Source organism: Nonomuraea sp. NPDC048901 (assembly GCF_040649695.1).
Taxonomy (GTDB): Bacteria; Actinomycetota; Actinomycetes; order Streptosporangiales; family Streptosporangiaceae; genus Nonomuraea.
This window is the reverse complement of sequence record NZ_JBEZFW010000002.1, coordinates 909,076-934,223: the sequence shown is the minus strand read 5'-3', so window position 1 is coordinate 934,223 and position 25,148 is coordinate 909,076. Positions and strand designations below refer to the sequence as shown.

The following is a 25,148-nucleotide window of genomic DNA, read 5'->3' as shown; positions in this document are numbered from 1 at the left end:
GCGGTGGGTGTGGAGCGATCGATCGTGGAGGTGCGGAAGTGATCAGAGTGGTCGTGGTGGACGACCAGCAGGTCATGCGCGAGGGCCTGGCCGCCCTGCTCGGCCTGGTCGAGGACATCGAGGTCCTGGGTACGGCCGGAGACGGCCGCCAGGCCCTCGACCTGCTGGCCGCCAACGCCGCGGCCATCGCGAACGGCACGGACGGCGCCCACCCCGCGGACGTCGTACTGATGGACCTGAGGATGCCCGTGATGGACGGCGTCGAGGCGACCGGCCGGATCGTCGGCGAGCATCCCGGCATCGCGGTCATCGTGCTCACCACCTACACCGACGACGAGTCGATCGCCGGCGCGCTCCGGGCGGGCGCGCGCGGCTACCTGACCAAGGACGCGGGCCGCGCCGAGATCGCGGCGGCGCTGCGCTCGGCCGTCGCGGGCCAGTCGACTTTCGCCGCCAAGGTGTCGGACCGGCTGGTGGAGGCGATGCACTGCGCGCCGCGCCCCAGAACCCGGCAACTGCCCGACGGCCTGACCGCCCGCGAGGCCGAGGTGCTGGGCCTGATCGCGGAGGGCCTGAGCAACCCGGAGATCGCCGAGGCATTGTTCATCGGCGAGGCCACGGTCAAGACGCACATCAACAACACGTTCACCAAGATCGGCGCCCGCAACCGCGTCGAGGCCACCCACTACGCGACCCGCCACGGGTTAACGGGCTGAGCAGGACAAGTGGGTCGCCAGGAGTACAGGAGGCGGCTTCTGGTGGTGTCGTGGAAGCCGAGGCCACGATACAGCCACGCCAGGTCCGCCCGGTACGGCCAGGCGCCCCATACGACCCGGTAGCTGTCCTCCGTCACCCGTGAGGGGTGGAAGGCGGCCCGATGCGCGGCGACGCGGCCGGGCACGTCGGCGTCGCGGCGAACCAGTCCAGCACCTCATCAACGAGACCGTGCCCGTCGTACGCTGGATCGACCGCCAGGTTGAGGTGGTCGGGCAGCTCGATCCAGCCCCACGCCACGACCCGCTCCCCCACCCGCCACAGCCGCGTCGGCCACTCCGGCTCCCTGCCGGTGTGCTGGAAGCGGCCCCAGGCCAGATCGCCGACGTGCCAGCGGGCGGCCGGCGACCACAGGCGGCTGCTCAGCTCCTGCATCGCCCGCAGATCCGCCTCGCCCGCGTAGTCGCTCACCGAAGCTTTCATGCGGGGCAGTCAACTCCATCGGCGGCTCGCGCCGCATCCGGATATATCACCTCATGGGTCTCGGACCAGGGCACTCAATGGGCTGGGCGGATGCAAAACTGTTCCGCTTTGGCCGCAGGGAGCAGGCGGTGGGCGCCAGAAAATCGGTTGATCCAACGTATTAGCCTGGATGGGATGCCTCCCGATACGCGTTCTCCTCGCCGCCCCCTGCCCATCTTCACCTCTCTCTCCTCCAATGCCCTGTGGCGGATGAAGCCCTATCTCCGCCCCTATGTCACCAGGTTGGTCTTCATCTGGCTGGCCGCGATCATCGGCATCGGGGCGAGCATCGCCCTGCCTCTCGTCGGCAAAGAGGTCGTCGACGGTCCCGTGCTCCACGGCGACTCCGGCGCCCTGCTCCCCCTCGGCCTCGTCGCCCTGGGCGTGGGCGTGCTCGAAGCGTTCCTGATCTTCTTCAGGCGCTGGACGCAGACCGGCCCGGTCCTCGGGCTGGAGACCCAGATCCGCGACGACCTCTACGCGCACCTGCAGCGCCTGCCGATGGGCTTCCACGGCGACTGGCAGTCGGGCCAGCTGCTGTCGCGGGCCACCACCGACCTGTCGACGATCCGCCGCTTCCTCGGCTTCGGCATGCTCTTCCTGGTCATGAACATCCTGCAGCTGACCACCGTGACGGTGCTGCTGCTGAACATGTACTGGCCGCTCGGACTGCTGGTGGCCGCCTCGGCGGTGCCGATCATCCTGGTGTCGCTGAGCTTCGAGAAGAAGTACATCAGGATCTCCCGCCAGGTGCAGGACGAGCAGGGAGACCTCGCCACGGTCGTCGAGGAGTCGGCGATCGGCATCCGGACGATCAAGGCGTTCGGCCGCCGTCACCACGTGTTCGACCAGTTCGACGACTCGGCGCGCAAGGTCTACGGCACCTCGATGGACAAGGTGCGGCTGTCGGCCCGCTTCTTCACCTTCCTCGAGGTGATCCCCAACTTCACCCTCGCCCTGGTCCTGCTGCTCGGCGCGCTGGCCGTCGGCGGCGGCTCGCTGACGCTGGGCACGCTGGTCGCCTTCACCACGCTGATGCTGCAGCTGGTCTGGCCGGTCGCCAGCCTCGGCTACATCCTGGCGATGGCCCAGGAGGCGATGACCTCCGCCGACCGGGTCATGGAGGTCATGGACACGGTCCCGGCCATCGAGGGCGGTTCCGGGTCGATCGAGCGGCCGCGCGGCCACCTGCGCTTCGAGGGGGTGGAGTTCCGCTTCCCCGACTCCGACCAGCCGGTGCTGCGTGACGTGTGGCTCGAGGTACGCCCGGGCGAGACGGTGGCCATCGTCGGCGCCACCGGCTCGGGCAAGACGACGATGACCTCGCTCGTACCCCGGCTCATCGACCCCACCGCGGGCCGGGTGACGATCGACGGCCACGACGTACGCGACCTGTCGCTGCCCGCGCTGCGCGAGGTGGTGGCCACGGCGTTCGAGGAGCCGACGCTGTTCTCGATGAGCGTGCGCGAGAACCTCACGCTCGGCCGCCAGGACGCCACCGAGGAGGAGCTCGACGAGGCCATCCGCACCGCCCAGGCCATGTTCGTGTACGACCTGCCGTGGGGCCTCGACACCCGGATCGGCGAGCAGGGCATGTCCCTGTCCGGCGGCCAGCGGCAGCGCCTCGCTCTGGCGCGGGCCGTACTGAGCAGGCCACGGATCCTGGTCCTCGACGACACGCTGTCCGCGCTCGACGTCGAGACCGAGGCGCTGGTGGAGGAGGCGCTGCGCCACGTGCTGCGCGAGGCGACCGGCATCGTGGTCGCCCACCGCGCCTCCACGGTCCTGCTGGCCGACAAGGTGGCGCTGCTCAGAGACGGCACGATCACGCACGTCGGACGGCATCACGACCTGCTGGACGAGGTGCCCGAATACCGCGAGCTGCTCGCCCAGGACGCCGACTTCGACCCTTCGGAAGGAGCCCTGCGATGACGACCACCACGACGACGTCGAGCGCGGCCGACTGGCGGGGTGTCGCCTCCGAGAACCAGGACGACCTGTCCGAGACGGTGACGGTGTTACTTCGGGAGCGCTCCCGAAGGCTGCTCGGCGACCTGCTCACGCCGCACCGCAAGGCGATCGCGCTGCTCACCGGGATCATCATCGTGTCCAACCTGGCGGGCCTGGCGATCCCCTACCTGGTGAAGGTGGGCATCGACGCGGGCATCCCGCCGATGCTCAAGGGCACCGGCCCCGGCACGCTGCTGACCGTCGTCGGCGTCATCCTGGCGGCGGCGGTGACGCAGGCCCTCACCCGGCAGGTGTTCCTGCAGATGGCGGGCCGCATCGGCCAGAACATCCTGCTGGAGCTGCGCAGGCGGGTCTTCGACCACTTCCAGCGGCTGTCGCTGAGCTTCCACGAGAAGTACACCTCCGGCCGCGTCATCTCCCGGCTCACCTCCGACATCGACGCCATCGCCGAACTGCTGCAGTCGGGCTTCGACGGCCTGGTCACCGCCGTGCTCACCATGTTCGGCACGGCCGCGCTGCTGCTGGTGCTCGACGTCCACCTGGGCCTGGTGGCACTGATCCCGCTGCCGTTGCTGCTGCTGTTCACCCGGTGGTTCCGGCGCCAGTCGGCGATCGTCTACCGGCGTACCAGGGAGACGGTGGCGCTGGTCATCGTGCACTTCGTGGAGTCGATGACCGGCATCCGCGCCGTGCAGGCGTTCCGCCGGGAGCCGCGCAACCAGGAGATCTTCAAGCAGCTCAACGACGACTACCGCGGCGCCAACGCCAGCAGCATGCACCTCATCGCGGTGTTCATGCCCGGCATCAAGCTGATCGGCAACGTGACCGTGGCGGTCGTGCTGGTCTACGGCGGCTGGCTGGCGCTCCACGGCGAGGTCACGGTCGGTGTGCTGGCGGCGTTCCTGCTCTACCTGCGCCAGTTCTACGAGCCGATGCAGGAGATCAGCCAGTTCTACAACACGCTCCAGTCGGCGGGCGCCGCGCTGGAGAAGCTGTCGGGCGTGCTGGAGGAGGAGCCGGCCGTACCGGAGCCGCGCGAGCCGGCGGCGCTGCCCAAGGCCCGCGGCAAGGTCAGGTTCGAGGGCGTCAGGTTCGCCTACGTCGAGGACCGGCCGATCCTGCCGGGGCTGGACCTGACGATTCCGGCGGGGCAGAGCGTCGCGCTGGTCGGCTCGACGGGCGCGGGCAAGACGACGCTGGCCAAGCTGATCTCCCGCTTCTACGACCCGACCGCGGGCCGCGTCCTGCTCGACGGCGTCGATCTGCGTACGCTCGACGAGCCCACGCTGCGCAAGGCCGTGGTCATGGTGACGCAGGAGAACTTCCTGTTCAGCGGTACGGTCGCCGACAACATCAGGTTCGGCCGCCCCGGCGCGTCCGACCGTGAGGTACGCGAGGCCGCCAAGGCGATCGGCGCGCACGAGTTCATCTCCGCGCTGCCCAACGGCTACGACACCGAGGTGGGCAAGCGGGGCGGGCGCATGTCGGCCGGTCAGCGTCAGCTGGTGGCCTTCGCCAGGGCGTTCCTGGCCGATCCGGCGGTGCTCATCCTCGACGAGGCGACCTCCAGCCTCGACGTGCCGAGCGAGCGGCTGGTGCAGCGGGCGCTGCGCACGATCCTGGCCGACCGCACGGCGCTGATCATCGCGCACCGGCTGTCGACCGTGGAGATCGCCGACCGGGTGCTGGTCATGGAGAGTGGCGAGATCGTCGAGGACGGCCCGCCGGACCGCCTCATCGCCGCCTCCGGCCGCTTCGCCGGCCTGCACCAGGCCTGGCTGGACAGCCTCAGCAGCTGACGACAGGACAGTGGGGTGCAGTGCACCCCACTGTCCTTGTCGTCAGTGCGGGTGCACCACGCGCGTCATGTTCTCGTACAGCTCGTAGCCGACGAACAACGCCACGGGCAGGCCGACCGCCAGCAGAAGCCGGCCGGGGAGGGGTGCCCGTGTCATGGGCACCCGCCTCGCCGCCGCCGCGGACCCGGCGGACACGACGGGCGCCTCCACCACGGGCTCCGGCACCGGCACCGGCACCAGCTCAGGGTGGCGTGACAGATATCCCGTCGGGAACGACGTGACGTGGTACGCCCCGCAGCCCGGACAGGACATGCCTGACCAGGGCGGTTGCACGGTCACGCCGGCCCGCAGCCAGATCGTCACCTCGTTGCCGTAGTCGTCCATGAGATGCCTGACGACGTACTCCTCTTCCCAGACATGTAAACAGCGCATGCACTCGAAAGGCCATGTCTCCTGGGTGTTGAACCCATCGCGCACCAGGACCACCCCCGGTCACGTGCCACCATCCGATTAGAGTGTCCACCCCGCCTCGTCACCCGACAAGACGGCACTATGACACTCAGGGCTATGAAATGCTCACCTACTGTCAGGTTAGAGCGGGTAAACCCGCCTCTGAACCGGACTGAGGAGCGGTGTCGCGTCGGGCGTAACCGGCTCGGCCGGTGGCCTCAGCTCGGGATGCCGGCTGAGATAACCCTCCGGGAACATGGTCGCCTGCTGGCAGCCGCAGTTGGGACAGATGGCGCCCGACGAAGGCGGTGGGACCGGCACACCGGAGCGCAACCAGATCTCGCGCTCGTTGCCGTGACGATCGTCGAAGCGCCTGACGAGGTATTCCTCTTCCCACACATGCCAGCACCCGCGGCACTCGAATGGCAGGATCTTGAGCTCTTCTTCCATGAGTCACCCCCTCCTTCGAGTGTCGTCCTATTTGTCGCGAACTGGCAACCGCCCCCTATGACAGCCGCCATACCATGGAGGCATGGGCGCTGACCTGGTGACCCTGTGTCTCTGCGGCGACGTCATGCTCGGCCGAGGGGTGGACCAGGTCCTGCCGCATCCCGGTGATCCCGCCCTGCGCGAGCCGCACATCGACGACGCACGCGTCTACGTCGAGCTCGCCGAGGCGGTCAACGGACCGATTCCGCGCCCCGTCGGCTTCTCCTGGCCCTGGGGTGACGCGCTGTCGATCTTGGACGCGCACGCGCGGGCCGTCCGGGTGGTCAACCTGGAGACGACGGTGACCACGAGCGGCGCGTACGCTCCGGGCAAGGCCATCCACTACCGCATGAACCCCGCCAACCTTCCCTGCCTGGCCGTGGCGCGGCCGGACGTCTGCGTACTGGCGAACAACCACCTGCTGGACTTCGGACGCGACGGGCTCGCCGAGACGCTCGACGCGCTGGCCGCCGCCGGGCTCGCGGCCGCCGGGGCGGGCAGGGACCAGGACGAGGCGCGCCGTCCGGTGGCCGTGTCTGTGCCGGGAGGGCGGCGCGTGCTGGTGTTCTCGTTCGGCATGCCGTCCAGTGGTGTGCCACCGGACTGGGCGGCGGCCCCGGACCGCTCCGGCGTCGACTACGTGCCGCAGCCGTCGCCGGCCGCCGCGGCCGACATCACCGAACGGGTACGGCGGGCCAAGCGGCCCGGCGATATCGCGGTGGCCTCCATCCATTGGGGCTCCAACTGGGGGTATTGGGTCTCCCGGGAGCAGATCGAATTCGCGCACGCCCTCATCGAAGGCGGCGTCGACGTGGTGCACGGGCACTCCTCGCACCATCCGCGCCCGATCGAGATCTACCGCGGCCACCTGGTGCTGTACGGCTGCGGCGACATGATCGACGACTACGAGGGGATCGGCGGGTACGAGGAGTACCGCGGCGACCTGCGGTTGCTCTACCTCGCCTCGCTCGATCCGGACTCCGGACGGCTCGCCGCCCTGCGCATGGCGCCGCTGCGGGTCCGGCGCATACGGCTCAGCCACGCCGCACCCGACGACGCCGAGTGGCTTCGCGCGACCCTCGACAGGGTAGGCCGCGGTTTCGGGGGCCGGATCCGCAGCGAGCCCGGCGGCATGCTCACCTTGGTGGCGGACTGATCCAGGCGGCAGTGATCCATTGGGACCGACGTGACGAATAGGCTCGCGGGGCCTTGTGATCGGCGCCCCCAGGGGAGGATCAATGGACTGGCGGGCGATGGTACGGCTGACCGGCGCGGGCCTGGTCGCGCTCGGCGGGATCGGTGTCGTGGCGGCGTTGTTCGTTCCGTGGTCCTGGGCCGGCCTGCCCAAGGATCCCCCGGACACGACGACGTGGGTCGTGATCCTGGCTCTCGTGCCGGTGACCAGCGCCGGAATGGCGCTGTTGGCCATGCGCCGGGATGACGAGACGGCGACGTTGCGTGCGAGGCTCGAAGCCGCGCGCGGCGGCGGAGCCTTGTCGGCCCGCACGACAGCCGACAACAGCCCGACGGCGGGCAGATCCATCGGCGCGCCGCTGACGGCCGCGGGGGCCGCCCTCCTGGCCGGTGGGATCGCCACGGTGGTCCTGCTGGACATCACCCCGGACGAAGGCATCCGAGCGGGCGGGCCGCTGACCGTGCTCGCCTGCGCCGCCGCTGCCGCCGGCTGGCTACTGCTCCTCCCGATCCGCCGTAGATCGCCGCTGCTCCCGGCACGCCGTACGCCGCTGGAGCTCCCGATCCGCCGCACGCCGCCGCGCCGGGCACCGATCCCGATCGCCGCGGCTTCGGCGGTCCTGCTGCTCGTGGGGCTCGGCGCCGTCCCCGCCGTCGGCTGGTACACCGAGGGCCGCTTCGTCCGGCACACCACCAGCACGGCGCTGCCCGCCTTACCCAGTGCCCCGCCATCCCAGCTCGACCGCTATCGCTGGCAGGCACCCTCGGACCCGTTCCGGCTGATCGTCGAGCCCGTCGCCGCCGGTCGCCACGTGATCGTCCCGGAGGGCGGGGGCGTACGTGCGCTGGACGCCGTCACCGGCCACCCGTTGTGGTCCTATGAGCGTGACGACGTCACCAGGGACGAGGACCTCGCGGGCGTCGTGGTCACCTCCGACGGGCTCATGACCGTCCTGTCGTACCACTTCTTCACCGGCGCGCTGGTGGTGGCCCTGGACACCGCCACCGGCCAGGAGCGCTGGCGGCGCGAGCTACGGATGAGCCCGGTCGCCGGGCTGCCCCGCCTGGTCGACGGCGGTGAGGTGCTGCTGCTCGACAACACCGCCCTGGGCGGCGAGCTCGTCGCGCTGAAACGCCGCGACGGGCTGCCCCTGTGGCGGTGGAGCACGGCGAAGCTCGAGAACGGCTGCCGTGAGGTCGCCACGGCGGTGGCGGTGGCCGGTCCCGTCGCCGCGCTGCTGGCCGGCTGCCGCGGCAGGCCCGAGGCGGACATGGTGATCGCGCTGTCCACCACCGACGGGCGGCAACGCTGGACATGGAGGCCGCCGGTCAGCGCGGGAACGCGGCCCCTGGGACTGGAACTGCCGATCCATTCGGCCGGAGACCGATTCTGGGTCGCGTACTCCCGGACATCGGCCGACGAGAAGACGGCGACGCGGTCCGCGGCGCTGCTCAACGCGGACACCGGCGCGATGACGGCGGAGCACCCGCTGCCGTCCGAGCAGCTGGAGCACTACCGGTTCCCGCTGGTCGCGGACGACACGATCATCTATCCGGGCGAGCCGGCCATCGGCGTGGACCTGGCCACGGGCCGGGTGCGCTGGAGGCAGCGGATGACCGAGCTTGCGGGCTGGGCGCCGATCGACGCGGTGAGCCGCGACGGCATCGCGTACCTGCTGCTGGGCCCGGCGGAGGACGCGGCGGACGACCCGGCCCGACCCGCTCTGCTGCTGCTCGCGCTCGACGTCGCCACCGGCCAAGTACGCGCCCGGCAACCCTATGACCCCTCAGGGTGCGGATCGAGCTGCGGCCGCAACACCACGGCCCGGCTCATGGCGGGACCGGGCCTGCTCGTCGTGGGCTCGCTGGAGAAGGACGGGACCCGGCTGCGCGGCATCGGATGACCAGGTCAGGATGTGACCGCCCGTACCAGCTAGGCGAGAGCCAGGACGAACGCGAGCGCTCCGGCCGCCACGCTGAGCGTGCCGAGCCAGGCGAACAGCGCGTCGAGCCCGGCATCGACGGGCCGGCCGCCGTGCAGCGCCTCCTGGACGCGGCGGAACCGTGTCCTGGTCCTGAGCAGCAGCGCGGCGCCGCAGAGCGCGGCCGGTACGAACGTGACGACGACGGCGAGGGGCAGCCCGTGCCGCGCGGACAGGCCCATCGCGCCGAGCCCGCCCGACGACAGGGCCACGGCGGTGCGTACCCAGGCCAGGCGGGTCCGCTCGCTCTGCAGCCCGGGGTCCCAGATCTCCTCGGACATGGGCGGATCAGGCGCCCATCACGATGACCACCAGGGCGATCACCGCCACCGCCGCCACGCCGTAGCCGAAGACGGCGGCCAGGGCGGGCGGCGGCAGCGGCGCGCGCTCGCGCAGCGCGCGCTGGATGTTGCGCCAGCGCGGATAGGCCATGCCCGCCGCCAGCGCGGAGAGCGAGACCAGGACCACGGCCAGGGCGGTGCGCACCCAGGGGACGAACAAGTGGTCGGGGAGCGCCGCCATGGCGACGCCCCCGGCGCTGAGTGCCAGCGCGGTGCTCAGCCATGTGAGGAAAGTACGCTCGTTCGCGAGCGTGAAACGCGGGTCAGGCTCCATACGAACGACGCTAATTGGCACACATTCCCCCTAGAGAAGCCGGGTTAGCCGCCGCAGGCCTTGGCGACCTTCTCCAGGTAGGCGGCGGTCTCGGAGCCGACCTTCTGGGCCGCGTCGACGGCGTCGTTGACGTCCTTGACGTTGATGCCGCTCAGTGTCTTGGCCAGGTCGTCGGAGGCCTGCTTGAGCGTGGTGTTGGCGGCCTTGTCGGCCACCTCGTTGAGCTTGGCGGCGCTGTCGTCGAGGGCCTTCTCCATGGCCTTCGGGTCGTCCTTCAGGTCGGTGAGCTTGGCGCCCAGCTCGGTGACGATCTTGGGGGCCTCCAGGCAGGACTGGGCCTTGTCGATGGTGTTGTTGACCTCACCGCAGCCCGCGGCGAAGACGAACATGGTGAGGGCGGCAAGGGGCACGAACTGACTTTTGAGGCGACGCATACTCCGAACCTACCCAACGGGTTCACGCCCCGGCGGGACCAAGCCGGAGGGGTGCGAGCTAAGTGCCGTGTCGCGGAAGCTCTAGGATTTCACCTATGGCAACGTGTGAGCATATTTCCCAAGCGGACGACCCGGCCCCGCGCACGCCCGAGGGCTGCGAGGAGTGCCTGGCGGCGGGTGGCCGGTGGGTGCACCTGCGCCGCTGCCTGGAGTGCGGTCATATCGGGTGCTGCGACTCCTCACCCAACAAGCACGCCACCAAGCACTTCCACGCCACCTCGCACCCGGTGATGCAGTCGTACGAGCCGGGCGAGAGCTGGAAGTGGTGCTTCGTCGACAACGCGATGGCCTGATGCGGACCTGACGCTGACAACGCGATGGCCCGACGCGGCCTAACGCTCCAGGATGGCCTCCTCGAAGTCGAGCTCGGCCATCACCTCGCGCAGCACCTCGTCGTCGAGGCGGCGTTCGTCGCGTAGCCGGACGAACGTCTCGCGCTCGGCCTGCAGCATCTCCCGGCGCAACCGGCGATAGAGCGTGCTGGGCGTCTCGGCGCCTCCTTGAGCGGTGCCGCCGCCCAGACGCTCCCACGCGGTCAGCGAGCGCCGCCACGACTTCTCCCTGAGCTGGTCGATGACCTGCTTCTGGATCTCGTCGGGCTCGCCTTCTGCCTCGATCAGCCTGTCGAGCACCTCGGTGCCCGCGGCGAGCGCGGCCTGCTGCGCCGCGGCCTCGGCCAGCCTGTCCTCATACTGCTCCTGCTCGCTCGACACGCGCAGCCGCCTGATCAGCGCGGGGAACGTCGTGCCCTGCACGAGCAGCGTGCCTATCACGGTGGTGAAGGTGAGGAAGAGCAGGATGTCGCGGTCGGGCATGCCGACCGGAATGGCGAAGGCGGCGGCCAGCGAGACGACCCCGCGCATGCCCGCCCAGCTGATGATCACGGTCGGCGCGGGCGCGGGCGCCGGTTCGTCCCTGCGCCTCCCGGTGAACAGCCACGTCAGGTACGTGACGGGGAACATCCACACGAACCTCGACAGTACGGTCACCAGGAACACGACGACCGCGTACAGCGCCACCTCCCAGGCGCCGTAGCCGCCGATCCCCTTGATCACCGTGACCAGCTGCAGGCCGATCAGCGCGAAGACGATCGCCTCCAGGAAGAAGTCGGTCACCTTCCACACCGCGTCGGACACCAGCCGGGTGCCGAACCCCCGCTTGTGCATCTGGTTGCCGAGATAGAGCCCGACGATCACCACCGCGATGACGCCCGAGGCGTGCACCGACTCGGCCGCAAGGTAAGCGGCGAACGGGATCAGCAGCATCAGCGTGTTCTCGACCAGGGAGTCGCGGGTGTGCCGGAACACCCAGGCGAACAGGAACGCCAGCGCCAGCCCGATCGCCACCCCGGCCGCCGCCGAGTAGAGGAACTCGCCGACCCCTTCGAGCAGGTCCACCGTGCCGCCCACGGCGGCACCGATCGCCACGCGGTAGAGGGTCAGCGCGGTCGCGTCGTTGAACAGGCTCTCGCCGATGAGGATCGTCAGCGCCCGGCGCGGCAGCCCGAGCCGCCGGCCGACCGCGACGGCGGCCACGGCGTCGGGCGGCGCGATGATGGCGCCCAGCGCGAACGCCGCCGCCAGCGGCAGATCGGGCAGCAGCAGGTGGACGACCAGCCCGACGACGGCCGTCGTGAACAGCACCAGCCCGACCGACAGCAGCGCCACGGCCCGCTTGACGTCACGCAGGCGCAGGTAGGAGCTGTCGAGCGCGGCCGAGTAGAGCAGCGGCGGCAGGAACACGAACAGCACCAGCTGCGGGTCCAGCGGCACGGCGGGCACCAGCGGCGAGACCAGCAGCCCGGCGGCCACCAGCAACAGCGGCGCCGGCCAGCCCTTGCGCCGGGCGACGGCGGCGACCGCGACCGCCCCTGCCGCCACCAGCAGCAGTTGCAGGCCCATCGTGGGGTTCACGGCGCTCCTCCACCTCGGCACGGGCACGCGAAGGCAGCGTACCGCTCATGAGATGGGCCGCCCGCCTCGGGCTCACCACTCCCTGCGGCGGTCCCTGTCGTCGTCGTACTCCTGGTCGGGACGGAGCCGCTCACCGGTGGAGAACATCGGGTCGCCCACGTACGGCCGGGACAGGTCCGTCTGGTACGGCGTCCCCTGCTGCTGGTTGCTTCCCATCGAGAACAGCGGGTCGACTGGGTTGGGCGGGGTCTGGTAGGCGGGGAAGCCGTCCGTGGAGGGGTAGGGCACCTGCGTCGGCGGGTACGCGTCGCGCTTGGCGTAGGTGATGGGCTCCCGGGGCCGGCCCGCACCCGGAATGCCGTGCATCGGGGTGCCGAGACCGGCCGGGTCCGGCTGCTGCGCCGGTTGCTGCTGGTATCCGCGCTGGCCATAGGGGTCGTGCGGCTGCTGGGCGAAGGGCTCGGGCTGCGGCCGGCTCGGCGCGGCCGTTTGGGAGGGGAAGCCGAGCGGATCGGTGTTGGGCGCCTGCCGGCGGCGGTTGCCGGGCATCTGGTAGACGGGCTCGCCGGGGTCCTGGACCGGCGCCGGCTGCGCGTACTGCTGGGGCTGCTGGGGGCCGGTGAAGGGGTCGCCGGTGTACTGGGGGGCGCCGCTATAGGGGTCCGGGGCGGCGGGGACCGCGTACTGCGGGCCGGTGAAGGGCTCGGGCGGCTCGGGTTCGGTGTACTGGGGGCCGGTGAACGGCTCGCGGGGATTCGGCTGGCCGTACTGCTGCGCGCCGTAGGAGCCCTGCTGGCCGTACTGCTGGCCGAGAGGCTCGCGCGGCGCCGGCGCGGTCGTCTCGCCGTAGGAGGCGACCAGCTTGTCCTGAGGCGGCGGGGCGCCCCTGGCCACCAGGACGTCGTTGGGGGACAGAGCGGCGGTGGGCCGGTCCTCGTGCGGCGGCGGTGGAGAGCTCTGGTGCGGCCGTTGGTATTGGCCGGTGCCGGGGATCACCTCGGTGCCCGGGTCGTGCGCGGGCACGGCGGGCTGCTCGCCCGTGGCCTCGGCGAACCCGTCATCGAGGGTGTCGAGCAACCGGCCGACATCGTCCATCGGCATGCGGAAGCTGGCGGTGCACATCTCACCTCGCCACAGGCTGAGCACCAGGGTGCCCTCATGCCACGTGACCCGGAGACACCGCTCCTGACCTCGAGCATCGAAGAACACTTCGCCGAACGACGGCAACGGGACAACTTCCGACATGGCAGACATACTGCTTTAACCAGCCTTTATCCGTCCACTCAACCCCGGTAAACCCTACTGAACCGGCTCTCCCCATCTGACCTCATACCCCACTGGCCACTTCCAGGTAGGTCTTTTGGGCCAGTTGGAGTTCCGATCGTTCAGTGTGCCACGCGAGCCGCTGTGGACGTCCCAGAACGCCGGGATGCGTCTGCACGATCACACGGCGTTCGGCGCGTCGACCCCCGATTGCAGGTACCGTTTACTGCCGTGCCGGACTCCCATCTTCCCTCAGCCGAAGAACTGCTCAGCATCGCGGTCAGCGCTCTCGGAGGGAGCGAACGGCGGGGCCAGATCACGATGGTGCAGGCCGTACAACGGGCCATCGAAGAAGAGGAACATCTGGCGGTCCAGGCCGGCACCGGCACCGGAAAGTCGCTCGCCTACCTGGTGCCCTCGATCAGGCACGCCATGGAGGCCGACAAGCCGGTGGTCATCTCGACGGCCACGATCGCGCTCCAGCGGCAGCTCGTGGACCGCGACCTGCCACGGCTGGCCGAGGCGCTCGGCAAGGAGCTGCCGCACGAGCCGACGTTCGCGATCCTCAAGGGCCGGCGCAACTACCTGTGCCGCTACAAGGCGACGGCGGGCTGGCCCGAGGACGACGAGCAGGACCAGCTCTTCGACCCCCGCGAGGTCGGCGCGACGGGCCGGATGGTCCAGCGCATCCAGGAGTGGGCCGAGGAGACCGAGACCGGCGATCGCGACGAGCTGGTGCCCGGGGTCAACGAGCAGGCGTGGCGGCAGTTCTCGGTCAGCGCCCAGGAGTGCCTGGGCGCCACTCGCTGCCCCAGCGGCGCCGAGTGCTTCGCCGAGCTGGCCAGGAGCCGGGCCGGCGAGGTCGACGTGGTCGTCACCAACCACGCGCTGCTGGCGATCGACGCGATGGGCGACATCCCGGTGCTGCCCGAGCACGCCATGGTGGTCGTCGACGAGGCCCACGAACTCGTCGACCGGGTCACCTCGGTGGTGACCTCCGAGCTGTCGGAGAGCTCGGTCGCGCTCGCCGTGCGCCGGGTCGGCCGGCTCATCGAGCAGCCGATCGCCGACCAGCTCATGGAGGCGGCCGAAGACCTCAAGGCGCTGCTGGCCGCCGCTCCCCCCGGACGCGTCGACGAACTGCCCGAGGTGCTCGGGCTCACGCTGGCGCTGGTGCGCGACGCCTCGGCGCGGTGCGTCTCGGCGCTCGGCCCGCGCGGCGGCGACAAGGACGATCCGGACAGAGCCGGCCAGCGCAAGGCCGCCTTCACCGCGCTCGACGAGGTGCACGACACGGCGGTGCGCATGCTCGAGGCCTACGGCCACGCCTCGGAGGAGGACCGGGCCGAGGTGGTGTGGCTGGAGGGCGCCACCGACCGGCGCCCGCCCGTGCTGCGGGTGGCCCCGCTCAACGTGGGCGGCATGCTGCGCGACCGGCTCTTCGGCGACCGCACCGTGGTCCTCACCTCGGCCACGCTGGCGCTCGGCGGCACCTTCGACGGCCTCGCCCGCCAGTGGGGGCTGGGCGACAAGGGCTGGCAGGGCATCGACGTCGGCTCGCCGTTCGACCATCCACGGGCGGGCATCCTGTACGTGGCCAAGCACCTGCCACAGCCGGGCCGTGACGGGCTGCCACAGGCCTACCTCGACGAGATCGCCGAGCTGATCGAGGCGGCGGGCGGGCGCACGCTCGGCCTGTTCTCCTCGATGCGGGCCGCCAAGGCCGCCACCGAGGCGCTGCGCGACCGGCTCGACGTGCCGCTGCTGTGCCAGGGCGACGACTCCACGATGCTGCTGGTCAAGCAGTTCGCCGAGGACGAGGCGACCTGCCTGTTCGGCACGCTGTCGCTGTGGCAGGGCGTCGACGTCCCCGGCCCGTCGCTGCGGCTGGTCATCATCGACCGGGTCCCGTTCCCGCGCCCCGACGACCCGCTCACCTCGGCCCGGCAACGGCACGTGGCGGCCAAGGGCGGCAACGGCTTCATGACGGTCGCCGCCACGCACGCCGCCCTGCTGCTCGCCCAGGGCACCGGGCGGCTGCTGCGCGCCCAGCACGACAAGGGCGTCATCGCCGTCCTCGACCCGCGTCTGGCCACCGCCCGCTACAGCGGCTTCCTGCTGGGCTCCCTGCCACCGTTCTGGCGCACCACGGACCCGGCGATCCCCCGAGCCGCCCTCAAGCGCCTGGCCACGGAAGACTGACCCGCCCCCGCCTGCCCGGCAGGGGTTTTGAGAGCCGTGCTGGGCAGGGAGCCGTGCCGGTCAGCGGGCCGTGCCGGTCAGCGGGCTGGGCTGGTCAGTGGACCCAGGGGGCGAGGTCGGGGCGTTTCGGGTCAAGGCCGTCGCCCGAGGAGGCGCCGCGCAGGCGGCGGGTCACCCACGGCACCAGGTGCTCGCGGATCCACTGCGCGTCCTCGCGGCGCCGGGCGCGCGGGTCTATGGTGCGCTCGGGCCACACCTTGTGCCAGTCGTCGAACGGCACGCCCAGCACGTCGAGGACCCGGGCGGCCACCAGGCGGTGCCCGTCCTGGTTCATGTGCAGCCGGTCCTCGCTCCACGCCCGCCAATCCCGCAGCCCCTGCATGGACCACTGGTCGACGAGCCGGCACCCGTACAGGTCGGCGATGGAGCGTACGTGCAGATAGAAGATCGCGAAGCGACCGCGCAGCCGCCGCATCACCGGCGTGTCGCGCGGGTCGACGCCGGTGAACAGCAGCACGTCGGCGCCGGTGGCCCGCAGGTCGCGCACGGCGCGGGCGAGCCGCTTGGCCATCACGTCGGGGTCGCTGCCCGGCCGCAGCAGGTCGTTGCCGCCCGCGCACAGGCTGACGAGGTCGGGCGCCATCTCGACGGCGATCGGCACCTGTTCGGTGGCGATCTGCTCGAGCAGCCGGCCGCGCACGGCCAGGTTCGCGTAGCGGAAGGACGGATCGTCGGCCGCCAGCCGCTCGGCCACCCGGTCGGCCCAGCCACGGTAGTGGCCGTTGGTGCCGGGGTCGTTGAGACCTTCGGTAAAGCTGTCACCAAGAGCCACGAAAGAGCGATATTGCCTCATGACCTGCTGTTCATCTCCGCCGTGCCGTGGTGCGTCAGGACATCTGACTGTAGTGCGAACCCCGCCGCCACGCCCGCCGCCACCCCCACACGCGTGCAAAGTAATCGAGCGGAAGACGGTTAAGGAACGACGATCGGGGAAAAGACGTCGGCTCTGCGGCCCGGGACACTGCTGGCTGCCGCAGCGTCACCGGCCGACCGCCCGGTAGGCGGCCTCCAGGAGCTCCTCGGAGGGCCCTTCCAACCGTCCCGGCTTCGCCAGCCCGTCGAGCACGACGAAGCGCTGCTTGGCGCCCCGGTTCTTCTTGTCCAGCCGCATGTGGTCGCGCAGTCGCGGCCACGCGTCGGCCCGGTAGGTCGTGGGCAGGCCGACCGAGGTGAGGATCGTCCGGGTGCGCTCGACCAGGTCGATCCCGATGCGCCCGTCGAGCCTGGACAGCTCGGCGGCGAACACCATGCCGATGGCGATGGCCTCACCGTGGCGCATGGTGTAGTGCTCGGCCCGCTCGATCGCGTGGCCGAGCGTGTGACCGTAGTTGAGGATCTCGCGCAGCCCGGCCTCGCGCAGGTCGGCGCCGACGACGTCGGCCTTGATCTGGATCTTCCGCTCGATGAGCTCGCGGGTGTGCGGCCCCTCGGGCGTGGCGGCGGCGTCGGGGTCGTCCTCGATCAGCATGAGGATGGTGGGGTCGGCGATGAAGCCGCCCTTGATGATCTCGGCGAGCCCGGCCGCGTAGTCGGCGCGCGGCATGCTCGACAGCGTGCTCAGCTCGCACAGCACGCCCGCCGGAGGCAGGAAGGTGCCGACGAGGTTCTTGCCCTCGGGGGTGTCGATGCCGTTCTTGCCGCCGACCGCCGCGTCGACCATGGCCAGCAAGGTCGTCGGCACCAGCACCACCTGGACGCCGCGCAGCCAGGTCGCGGCGATGAACCCGGCCAGGTCGGTGGTGGCTCCCCCGCCGACGCCCACGACGGCATCGGAGCGGGTCACGCCGTAGCGGCCCAGGGCGGACCAGAGCTCGGCGGCCACCTCGATCGACTTGGCCGCCTCGCCGTCGGGCACGGGCAGCTCCACCACGTCGTATCCGGCGCCGGACAGCGCCTCGCAGACCGGGCGGGAGATCTCGGGCAGGCCCGCCGGGTGGATGACCGCGACCGTGCGTACGCCCGGCTTGAACAGCCCGGCCAGCTCCGGCAGCACGCCGGTGCCGATCACCACCTCGTAGGGGCTGTCGCCGCGGACGGCGATCCTGGTCGCGCTCACGACGGGAGCCCCTTCATGATCTCTTCGGCCAGCTCGGCGGGCTCGCGCTTGTCGGTCACGACCGTCAGGACGGCGAGCCGCTCGTAGATCGGGCGGCGCTCCTCCATGAGCTTCTTCAGCTGGCTGCGCGGGCTGAGCACGAGCAGCGGCCGGGCGGAGGCCAGGCCCACCCGCTGGACCGCGTCGGACAGGCCGACCTGGAGGTAGACGACCGGCTGGCCGGCCAGGAGCCGCTGCGCCTCCTCGTTGAGCACCGCGCCGCCGCCCAGGGCCAGCACGCCGTCGTGCTCGGCCAGCGCCTTACGTACGGCCAGCAGCTCGAGCTCGCGGAAGCGGGCCTCGCCCTCCTCGATGAAGATGTCGGCGACGGGCTTGCCCGCGGTGGCCTCGACGTCGGCGTCGGTGTCGCGGAACGACACGCCGAGCAGGCCGGCGAGCAGGCGGCCGAGGGTGGTCTTGCCGGACCCCGGGGGGCCGATCAGCACGGCCTTGATCATTTGATCACCATCGATGACAGGTAGCCGGACAGGTTGCGGGCGACCTCCTCGACGGAGTCGCCTCCGAACTTCTCGAGCGCCGCGTCGGCCAGCACCAGCGCGACCATGGCCTCGGCGACGATGCCCGCGGCCGGGACCGCGCAGACGTCGGAACGCTCGTGGTGCGCCTTGGCCGCCTCGCCGGTCTTGACGTCGATCGTGGCCAGCGCCCGCGGGACGGTGGAGATGGGCTTCATCGCGGCGCTGACCCGCAGGATCTCGCCGTTGGTCATGCCGCCCTCGACGCCGCCCGCGCGGTTGGTGATGCGCTTGACGCCGTCGGCCGCGGTGTATTCGATCTCGTCGTGGGCGCGCGAGCCGGGCCGGCGCGCGGTCTCGAAGCCGTCGCCGACCGCCACACCCTTGATGGCCTGGATGCCCATGAGCGCTCCGGCCAGCCGGGAGTCGAGGCGGCGGTCCCAGTGGGTGTAGCTGCCCAGGCCGGGCGGCAGGCCGTAGGCGAGCACCTCGACGACGCCGCCGAGCGTGTCGCCCTCCTTGTGTGCCTGGTCGATGACGGCGACCATCGCGGCACTGCCCTCGGGGTCGGCGCACCTGACGGGGTCGGCGTCGATGCGCGCCAGGTCGTTGGGGCCCGGCAGGTTTTCGGTGGGCGTCTGGGCGCCGCCGATGGAGGTGACGTGGCTGACGATGTCGACGCCGAGCGCCTGCTTCAGGAAGCGCCTGGCCACCTCGCCGAGCGCGACACGGGCCGCGGTCTCGCGGGCACTGGCCCGGTCGAGGACCTGGCGGGCGTCGTCGAAGCCGTATTTCTGCATCCCGGCCAGGTCGGCGTGGCCCGGCCTGGGGCGCGACCTGGGGGCGTTCCTGGCCAGGCCGTCGAGCTCGGCCGGGTCGACCGGGTCGGCCGACATGACCTTCTCCCACTTGGGCCACTCGGTGTTGCCGATGCGGACGGCGATCGGGCTGCCCATCGTGCGGCCGTGCCGGACGCCGCCGGCGATCGTCACCTGGTCCTGCTCGAACTTCATCCGGGCGCCGCGGCCATAGCCGAGCCGGCGGCGGCGCAGGGCCTCGTCTATGGCGGCCGTGGTCACCTCGACCCCGGCCGGCAGGCCTTCCATGACGGCTACGAGCTCGGGGCCGTGGGACTCTCCGGCGGTCAACCAGCGCAACATGCGTACAAGTCTTCCACGTGCCGCCTAGTGGGATGTCCGGTGTTCACTGGCCGAGACAGAGCGCCGTGAAGGCGCCGAGCAGCATGAACGGGCCGAAAGGGAACTGTGTGTCGCGAGTGGCGCGTCTGGTGACGAGCAGGACGATGGCGTAGAGAGCGCCTGACAGCTGGCCCGCGACGGCCGCGACGACCCACGCCTGCCAGCTCATCGCCGCGGCCGCCATGCCGATCAGCCCGGCGAGCTTGACGTCGCCCAGACCCATCGCCTCCGGGCGGGCGAACCAGAGCACGGCGTACGCGGCGGCCAGCGCCAGCGCGCCCAGCAGCGCCCTGGGCAGTTCCCCCGTGGGCAGCAGGGTCAGCGCCAGGATCGGGTACGACGGCAGCGTGATCACGTCGGGCAGCCTCGTGGTCCGCCAGTCGATGAGCGCCAGGGCCGTACCGGCCAGGGCGAAGTAGACGTACGGCAGGCCCGCGCGCCAGGCGACCAGGGCGGCGACGGCGGCGGTGGCCACCTCGACGGTGGGCGGCCAGCGCGGCACGGGCACCGTGCGCAGCACGGCGTCCAGGGCGGCGTGGGCCTCCTCGCGGGTGTCCGGGGGGTTCGGTACGAAGCAGCCGGCGAGCGTCCTGATGTAGCGGCCGACGATCAGGCCGAGGAGCGTGACGAGTGCCACCACTCGCCGAACCCTACTTCCTGGAGAACCAGCGGCGCTTGCGTACCGGCTCGACGTGGGCCACGGTCACGCCGGAGACCTCGTCGAGCGTGCCGGACTCGACGGCGGCGAGCGCTTCCAGCACGCCGCCCTCGATCACGAACGGCACCGGCCCCGCCACGTCCACCACGACCGCCGCGACCCGCTCACCGGCGGCGGCCCGGCAGACCTGGAGCAGGGTGGCCTGGATCGGCCGGGCGTCGGGGCGCCATCTGGCCAGGGACTCGGCGCCCGTGAACGCCGGCACCGCCTCCCTGCCGTCCTTGCCGACGAGCTTGGGGAGCGCCATCTCGCTCTCCTTCTCCTGGCGCAGCCCATGCTCCCCCATCTCGGACTCGGTCAGCAGGGCGACCACGGGGACAAGGAGCCGGGCGCCGGTCAGGGCGTTGAGCACCTCGGTGGCATCCGCCGCGCCTCGCTCGTAGGAGGCCAGGGCGGCGGCCACGGCGGGCGCGGCCGTGCCGTCGTCGCCGGGGTCGAGTGGCTGCGGAATGCTGGGCACAACGCCCGAGACTACCCTTGTCCCAGGTCGGCGATGGCGGCGACCGGGCCGCCGCCCGACGGGCCCTGGTGAACCGCGGCGACCGAGACGAACACCGCCGGATCGCCGGTGACCGCCGCCGCCACTCCCCCCACCGTGGCCTTGATCTGGCGGTGCCAGTGCACGTCGGAGTCGTCGAGCATGATGTTGCGCCGCCCCCGGACCCGGCCCGAGGGGTCGGCCTCGCACTTCATGAAGACGTTCACCAGGCGCTCGCCGAGGTCGGTGTGGTGCGGCCGCTCGGGGAGCGGAAGGCCGGAGTCGCGGATCGCGTCCCAGATGCCGTCGGCGTCCAGGGCGTCCCGCATCACGCCGTGGCCGATCCGGTAGCGCCCGCCGATTCCCCGTACGTTGCCCACCAGCACGATCTGCGCCCGGTCCAGCTCGACCCCGGACGAGCACGAGGCCACCGAGGAGTACAGGGACAGGTCCTTGTGGATCTGGTCGGCCCGCGGCGGTTCGATCTCGCCGAGGGCGACGGCGATGCCGAGGGCCGTGGTGGAGTTCGACAAGTCCATGGAGGGGCCGGTCTCCTCGATGGCGGTGTCCTGGCCACGGCTCTTGGCGTCGGTGATGGTGGCCAGGGTGAGCAGGGGCGTCTTGGTCTGCACGTAGTGGACGTCGCGCGGGTCGTCGATGCCCGCGATCTTCATCGCCTCGCGCACCCCGGCCGCGACCTTCTCCACCATCGCCGGGCGGCCGATGTCCTCCGGGAGGATCACGTCGCTCATCGCCACGCCGACCGACACGCGCGGCTCATCCGATCGCGGCGCGCCGGCCGGGTCGGTGGTGGCGAACACGGTGGCGTGCGGGCTGAGCACGCCGTCCGTCCCTCCGGACCACACCAGGGGTACGGTCTCCGGCGCCGGATGCCCCTTGGCCGCCAGCACCTCACGGAAAGCCCGGTCGGCCAGGATCCGGGTGTAGTCGTTCACACCCCCGTTGCCCTCGGTCTTGCCGATCACCGCGAGCACCCGGTGCGCCTCGATCACCCCGTCGTCGATCAGCCGGGCCAGGCCGGAGGCGTCCGTCACGCTCTCGATCGGCACCTTGCGCACTTCTATCGGATCCGGCATCACAACCCCTATTCGACGATTCGGCGGTTCAGCAGTTCGGCGGTTCGGCGGTTCGGTGGCGAACACGCGCGACTCCCAGACCTACCCCGGCGGCACGCAGAACACGCTATCCACCAGCCGATCGGGCTCTCACCGGCAATGTCTGCCCAACGTGGCGGCCGGCCTCGGGGATAGGGTCACCGGTGTGATTCGCGAAGCGCACGTAAACGGGATCAAGCTCGTCTATCGCGAGGAGGGCGACCCGGCCGCTCCCCCGCTGGTGCTCATCCACGGGCGGACCGCCGACCACAACGACTGGAACGGCATCACCCAGCACTTCGCCGCCCGCTATCACGTCTTCGCCATCGACCTGCGGGGGCACGGCGCCAGCGACTACCCGGGCGCGTACGCGCTGGCCGACATGGCGCGCGACGTCGTCGCGCTGCTGGACGAGCTGGGTTTCGAGCGGGCGACGCTGGTGGGGCACTCGCTGGGCGGAGCGGTGGCCTATCTCGTGGCCATGACGTGGCCCGATCGCGTCGAGCGGCTGGTCCTGGAGGATCCGGCGCCGCCGTACGCGATGAAGAACCGCCCGCCGATCGTGGAGGAGGGCGAGTCGCCCGGCTTCGACTGGCGGATGGTGCACGAGACCGAGCGGCAGTTCCTCGCGCCCGATCCGGCGTGGGCCGAAGGGCTCGCCTCGATCACCGCGCCGACGCTGGTCCTGTCGGGGGCCAGCCATCTCGACGTCGAGGCGGTGGCCGAGCGGATTCCGGGGGCCGAGCTGGTCACGATCGAGGTCGGGCATCTCATCCACGTCTCCGCGCGGGCGGCGTTCCTGCGGGCCGTGGACGAGTTCCTGGCCGATGGAGCGCCGCAAGCTGGGTAGGCGAGGGTTCGTGCAGGTGAAACGCCGGCTGAGCAGGCTGGTCCTGATGGCGCCGACGGTCGGGCAGTGTGCCGTGGCCGCGGCGCTGGCCTGGTTGGTGGCCAAGGACGTACTTGGGCACCCCAGCCCGTTCTTCGCGCCGATCGCGGTGATCATCTGCATCGGCGTGGGCCTCGGGCAGCGGCGGCGCCGGATGGTCGAGATGGTCGTCGGGGTCAGCCTCGGCGTGGGAGTCGGCGACGTGCTGGTGTCCTGGATCGGCTCGGGCGCCTGGCAGATCGCGCTCGTGGTGGCGCTGGCGATGGCCATGGGCGTGCTCCTGGACAGCGGTTCCCTGATCGTCCTGCAGGCCGGGTCCTCGGCGGTACTCGTCGCCACCCTGCTGCCCCCGACGGGCGTCGGCGGGGTCAACAGGATGCTCGACGCGCTGGTCGGCGGTGTCATGGGGATCATCGCGATGGCCCTCCTGCCGGCCAGCCCGTTCGCCCTGGTGGCCAGGCAGGCGTCGGGGATGTTCGAGGCGCTGGGCGACGCGCTGCGGCGGATCGCGGAGGCGATCGAGAAGTCTGACCCCGGCCTGGCGGCCGAGGCGCTGGAGGCCGCGCGGGGGACGCAGACGAGCGTGGACACCTTCCGGCAAGCGCTGGGGACCAGCTGGGAGATCGCCACCATCTCACCGCTGCACTGGCAGAGCCGCCACCGGCTGGAGGGGTACGAGAGGGCCGCCGTACCGCTCGATCACGCGGTCAGGAACGCCAGGGTCCTGGCCAGGCGGGCCGTCGTGGCCCTCGAGGGGCAGAGCCCGCCGCCCGCCTGGATGCCGGGCGCGCTGCGCGACCTGGCCGACGCGACCCAGCTGCTCCGGGAGGAGCTGGCCCTGGGGCACGAGCCGGATCGGGCCCGCGAGGCGATCCTGGCGGTGGCGTCGCGGCAGGTGGCGGATGAGCGATGGGGGTTCTCGGCCGGGGTGATGGTCGCGCAGTACCGGTCGATCGTGGTGGACCTGCTCCAAGCTAGCGGCGGCGACCGCGAACAGGCGATGGCCGCCCTCCCGCCCCTGGACACGGGCGAAGAGGACGTCCCCTAGCGCGGTGACCCCCTGGGGATTCGTCCCACGACCGTCTCGGTCTCTGTGACGGTCCGTGGCGGCTGGGTCCTTTGGGAGAGATACCCCCTCCGGGGGGCGAAGACGAAAACGGTCCGTGGCGGCTGGGGTCCTTCAGGTGGGATCACCCTCCGGGGGCGAAGAAGCAGACGGCCCGTACCGGCTGAGGTCCTTCTGGAGGGATCCCCCTTCGGGGGAGCGGAAGAACGGGTGTCCGGCCTTCGGGGGAGCGGAAGAACGGCCGGTCGGCGAACCTGCCGACACGCCCGAATACGGGCAATGTGACCTTAATGTCACAAAGATCCGCCAAGGTAGAGGGGTGCGAACGAGGCTCAGCGATCATGTACGGGAACGGCTGAGCGGGTTCGGCCTGATGGCGCCCTCCATCGCGCAGTGCGCGGTCGGCGCGGCGCTCGCCTGGACCGTCGCCATCCAGTTGCTCGACCACCCTCGCCCGTTCTTCGCGCCGATCTCCGTGCTGATCTGCGTCGGCGTGGGCCTCGGGCAGCGGTTGCGCCGGGTGGCCGAGCTCGTGGTCGGGGTCAGCCTCGGCGTCGGCGTCGGCGACCTGCTGGTGTCCTGGATCGGCTCGGGCGCCTGGCAGATCATGCTGGTGGTCGCGCTGGCGATGACCGCCGCGGTGCTGCTGAACAGCGGGGCGCTCTTCGTGGCGCAGGCCGGGTCGTCCGCGGTACTCGTCGCCGCCCTGGTGCCCGCGGACGGCGCCGGGGGCTGGGATCGGATGGCCGACGCGCTCACCGGCGGCGTCATCGGCATCGCCACGGCGGCGCTGCTTCCGGCCAGCCCCTTCACGATCGCCGCCAAGCACCTGTCGGGCGTGCTCGACGCGCTGTCCACGGTGCTCGAACGGGCCGCGGAGGCGATCGAGAAACGCGACGTGGACCTGGCCGCCGAGGCGCTGGAGGAGGCGCGCAACACCCAGGCGGCGGTCGCGGAGTTCGAGCAGGCGGTGGAGACCAGCAAGGAGATCACGCTGATCTCGCCGCTGCACTGGCACCGCCGTGGCCGCCTGGCCAGGTACGAGACCGTGGCCGTGCCGGTGGACCTGGCCCTGCGCAACGCCAGGGTGCTGGCCCGCCGGACGCTGGCGGCACTGGGCGAGACGAGCCCGCCGCCGACCTCGCTGGCCGAGGCGATGCGCGAGGTGTCGGAGGCGGCGCTGCTGCTCCAGCTCGAACTGGCGGCCGGCCGCGAGCCCATGCTGGCCCGGCAGGCGCTGCTCGCCGTCGCGGCGCGGGAGCGTCCCGAACGGCTGGGCTTCTCGGCGCACGTCATCATCGCGCAACTGCGCTCCATCGCCGTGGACCTGCTCCAGGCCACCGGGATGGACCACGAGGAGGCGACGGCGACGCTGACCCCACTGGACGCGCCGCAGGTCGAGGACGCGAACGACACCAACAGCGCCAAGGGCTGAACCGTGGCG

25 protein-coding genes are annotated in these 25,148 nt (G+C 71.3%); 10 read left to right on the top strand and 15 right to left on the bottom strand.

Features of this window, described 5'->3' with window-relative positions:
* Positions 1 to 38 precede the first annotated feature (38 nt).
* A complete protein-coding gene (locus AB0C30_RS09360; RefSeq protein ID WP_357941325.1) occupies positions 39 to 716 on the top strand; it encodes a response regulator transcription factor in 678 nt (225 codons plus the stop codon).
* Between the two features lie 133 nt (positions 717 to 849).
* Here AB0C30_RS09360 and AB0C30_RS09355 read toward each other — a convergent pair whose 3' ends face one another.
* A complete protein-coding gene (locus tag AB0C30_RS09355; protein ID WP_357941323.1) occupies positions 850 to 1,197 on the bottom strand; it encodes a hypothetical protein in 348 nt (115 codons plus the stop codon).
* 249 nt (positions 1,198 to 1,446) lie between these two features.
* On the opposite strand from AB0C30_RS09355, the gene AB0C30_RS09350 reads away from it, so the two are divergent.
* Entirely contained in the window at positions 1,447 to 3,168 is a 1,722-nt protein-coding gene (locus tag AB0C30_RS09350) for an ABC transporter ATP-binding protein (protein ID WP_357941321.1), read from the top strand.
* Positions 3,165 to 5,006 (top strand): ABC transporter ATP-binding protein, encoded by a 1,842-nt coding sequence (locus AB0C30_RS09345; protein WP_357941319.1) that lies wholly within the window; start codon positions 3,165 to 3,167, stop codon positions 5,004 to 5,006. The genes AB0C30_RS09350 and AB0C30_RS09345 overlap by 4 nt, the downstream gene beginning before the upstream one ends.
* A gap of 42 nt (positions 5,007 to 5,048) precedes the next feature.
* Here AB0C30_RS09345 and AB0C30_RS09340 read toward each other — a convergent pair whose 3' ends face one another.
* On the bottom strand, positions 5,049 to 5,483 hold the full coding sequence (locus tag AB0C30_RS09340; RefSeq protein WP_357941317.1) for a hypothetical protein: 435 nt from the start codon (positions 5,481 to 5,483) through the stop codon (positions 5,049 to 5,051).
* Positions 5,484 to 5,597: 114 nt separating this feature from the next.
* On the bottom strand, positions 5,598 to 5,906 hold the full coding sequence (locus tag AB0C30_RS09335) for a hypothetical protein (protein WP_225289464.1): 309 nt from the start codon (positions 5,904 to 5,906) through the stop codon (positions 5,598 to 5,600).
* Positions 5,907 to 5,988: 82 nt separating this feature from the next.
* Here AB0C30_RS09335 and AB0C30_RS09330 point away from each other — a divergent pair, with 82 nt between their 5' ends.
* Both AB0C30_RS09330 and AB0C30_RS09325 read left to right on the top strand, forming a co-directional pair.
* Positions 5,989 to 7,101 carry a CapA family protein gene (locus tag AB0C30_RS09330; protein ID WP_357941315.1) on the top strand — a complete coding sequence of 371 codons (1,113 nt, stop codon included), beginning with the start codon at positions 5,989 to 5,991 and terminating at the stop codon, positions 7,099 to 7,101.
* An 82-nt stretch (positions 7,102 to 7,183) separates the two neighbouring features.
* On the top strand, positions 7,184 to 9,043 hold the full coding sequence (locus AB0C30_RS09325; RefSeq protein WP_357941314.1) for a PQQ-binding-like beta-propeller repeat protein: 1,860 nt from the start codon (positions 7,184 to 7,186) through the stop codon (positions 9,041 to 9,043).
* A gap of 29 nt (positions 9,044 to 9,072) precedes the next feature.
* On the opposite strand, the gene AB0C30_RS09320 is transcribed toward AB0C30_RS09325, so the two are convergent.
* Genes AB0C30_RS09320 through AB0C30_RS09310 form a run of 3 tightly spaced genes read right to left on the bottom strand, consistent with a single transcriptional unit; the run spans position 9,073 to position 10,170 of the window.
* Entirely contained in the window at positions 9,073 to 9,402 is a 330-nt protein-coding gene (locus tag AB0C30_RS09320; RefSeq protein WP_357941312.1) for a DUF202 domain-containing protein, read from the bottom strand.
* Positions 9,403 to 9,409: 7 nt separating this feature from the next.
* Entirely contained in the window at positions 9,410 to 9,736 is a 327-nt protein-coding gene (locus tag AB0C30_RS09315; RefSeq protein WP_225289460.1) for a DUF202 domain-containing protein, read from the bottom strand.
* 44 nt (positions 9,737 to 9,780) lie between these two features.
* Positions 9,781 to 10,170: a hypothetical protein gene (locus AB0C30_RS09310; protein ID WP_357941310.1), complete on the bottom strand. Its 390-nt coding sequence runs from the start codon at positions 10,168 to 10,170 to the stop codon at positions 9,781 to 9,783.
* A gap of 95 nt (positions 10,171 to 10,265) precedes the next feature.
* Here AB0C30_RS09310 and AB0C30_RS09305 point away from each other — a divergent pair, with 95 nt between their 5' ends.
* Positions 10,266 to 10,523, top strand: coding sequence for a UBP-type zinc finger domain-containing protein (locus AB0C30_RS09305; protein WP_357941308.1), 258 nt, complete (start codon positions 10,266 to 10,268; stop codon positions 10,521 to 10,523).
* A gap of 39 nt (positions 10,524 to 10,562) precedes the next feature.
* On the opposite strand, the gene AB0C30_RS09300 is transcribed toward AB0C30_RS09305, so the two are convergent.
* Together AB0C30_RS09300 and AB0C30_RS09295 are read right to left on the bottom strand one after the other, a co-directional pair.
* The gene (locus tag AB0C30_RS09300) at positions 10,563 to 12,143 is read right to left on the bottom strand and encodes a Na+/H+ antiporter (RefSeq protein WP_357941306.1); all 1,581 of its coding nucleotides are present in this window, start codon (positions 12,141 to 12,143) and stop codon (positions 10,563 to 10,565) included.
* A 72-nt stretch (positions 12,144 to 12,215) separates the two neighbouring features.
* Positions 12,216 to 13,388 (bottom strand): hypothetical protein, encoded by a 1,173-nt coding sequence (locus tag AB0C30_RS09295; RefSeq protein ID WP_357941304.1) that lies wholly within the window; start codon positions 13,386 to 13,388, stop codon positions 12,216 to 12,218.
* 249 nt (positions 13,389 to 13,637) lie between these two features.
* On the opposite strand from AB0C30_RS09295, the gene AB0C30_RS09290 reads away from it, so the two are divergent.
* Positions 13,638 to 15,608 carry an ATP-dependent DNA helicase gene (locus AB0C30_RS09290; protein ID WP_357941302.1) on the top strand — a complete coding sequence of 657 codons (1,971 nt, stop codon included), beginning with the start codon at positions 13,638 to 13,640 and terminating at the stop codon, positions 15,606 to 15,608.
* Between the two features lie 94 nt (positions 15,609 to 15,702).
* On the opposite strand, the gene AB0C30_RS09285 is transcribed toward AB0C30_RS09290, so the two are convergent.
* The 7 genes from AB0C30_RS09285 to AB0C30_RS09255 form a co-directional block, all read right to left on the bottom strand.
* Complete coding sequence (locus AB0C30_RS09285; RefSeq protein WP_357941300.1) at positions 15,703 to 16,461, bottom strand: SGNH/GDSL hydrolase family protein; 759 nt, start codon at positions 16,459 to 16,461, stop codon at positions 15,703 to 15,705.
* A gap of 186 nt (positions 16,462 to 16,647) precedes the next feature.
* On the bottom strand, positions 16,648 to 17,724 hold the full coding sequence (gene aroB / locus AB0C30_RS09280) for a 3-dehydroquinate synthase (protein ID WP_357941298.1): 1,077 nt from the start codon (positions 17,722 to 17,724) through the stop codon (positions 16,648 to 16,650).
* On the bottom strand, positions 17,721 to 18,221 hold the full coding sequence (locus AB0C30_RS09275; RefSeq protein WP_357941296.1) for a shikimate kinase: 501 nt from the start codon (positions 18,219 to 18,221) through the stop codon (positions 17,721 to 17,723). Before AB0C30_RS09275 ends, aroB begins: the two co-directional genes overlap by 4 nt.
* Positions 18,218 to 19,399 (bottom strand): chorismate synthase, encoded by a 1,182-nt coding sequence (aroC, locus tag AB0C30_RS09270; protein ID WP_357941294.1) that lies wholly within the window; start codon positions 19,397 to 19,399, stop codon positions 18,218 to 18,220. The genes AB0C30_RS09275 and aroC overlap by 4 nt, the downstream gene beginning before the upstream one ends.
* A 43-nt stretch (positions 19,400 to 19,442) precedes the next feature.
* Positions 19,443 to 20,078, bottom strand: a complete 636-nt coding sequence (locus tag AB0C30_RS09265) for an A24 family peptidase (RefSeq protein WP_357941292.1) — start codon at positions 20,076 to 20,078, stop codon at positions 19,443 to 19,445.
* A gap of 10 nt (positions 20,079 to 20,088) precedes the next feature.
* Positions 20,089 to 20,616, bottom strand: a complete 528-nt coding sequence (locus tag AB0C30_RS09260) for an SseB family protein (RefSeq protein ID WP_357941290.1) — start codon at positions 20,614 to 20,616, stop codon at positions 20,089 to 20,091.
* Between the two features lie 11 nt (positions 20,617 to 20,627).
* Positions 20,628 to 21,731 carry a ring-opening amidohydrolase gene (locus AB0C30_RS09255; protein ID WP_357941288.1) on the bottom strand — a complete coding sequence of 368 codons (1,104 nt, stop codon included), beginning with the start codon at positions 21,729 to 21,731 and terminating at the stop codon, positions 20,628 to 20,630.
* A gap of 184 nt (positions 21,732 to 21,915) precedes the next feature.
* On the opposite strand from AB0C30_RS09255, the gene AB0C30_RS09250 reads away from it, so the two are divergent.
* The 3 genes from AB0C30_RS09250 to AB0C30_RS09240 all read left to right on the top strand — a co-directional run bounded on the left by AB0C30_RS09250 (position 21,916) and on the right by AB0C30_RS09240 (position 25,139).
* Positions 21,916 to 22,599: an alpha/beta fold hydrolase gene (locus AB0C30_RS09250; RefSeq protein ID WP_357941286.1), complete on the top strand. Its 684-nt coding sequence runs from the start codon at positions 21,916 to 21,918 to the stop codon at positions 22,597 to 22,599.
* Positions 22,600 to 22,609: 10 nt separating this feature from the next.
* On the top strand, positions 22,610 to 23,686 hold the full coding sequence (locus tag AB0C30_RS09245) for an FUSC family protein (RefSeq protein WP_357941284.1): 1,077 nt from the start codon (positions 22,610 to 22,612) through the stop codon (positions 23,684 to 23,686).
* A gap of 337 nt (positions 23,687 to 24,023) precedes the next feature.
* Entirely contained in the window at positions 24,024 to 25,139 is a 1,116-nt protein-coding gene (locus tag AB0C30_RS09240; protein WP_357941282.1) for an FUSC family protein, read from the top strand.
* The last annotated feature ends 9 nt before the right edge of the window (positions 25,140 to 25,148 follow it).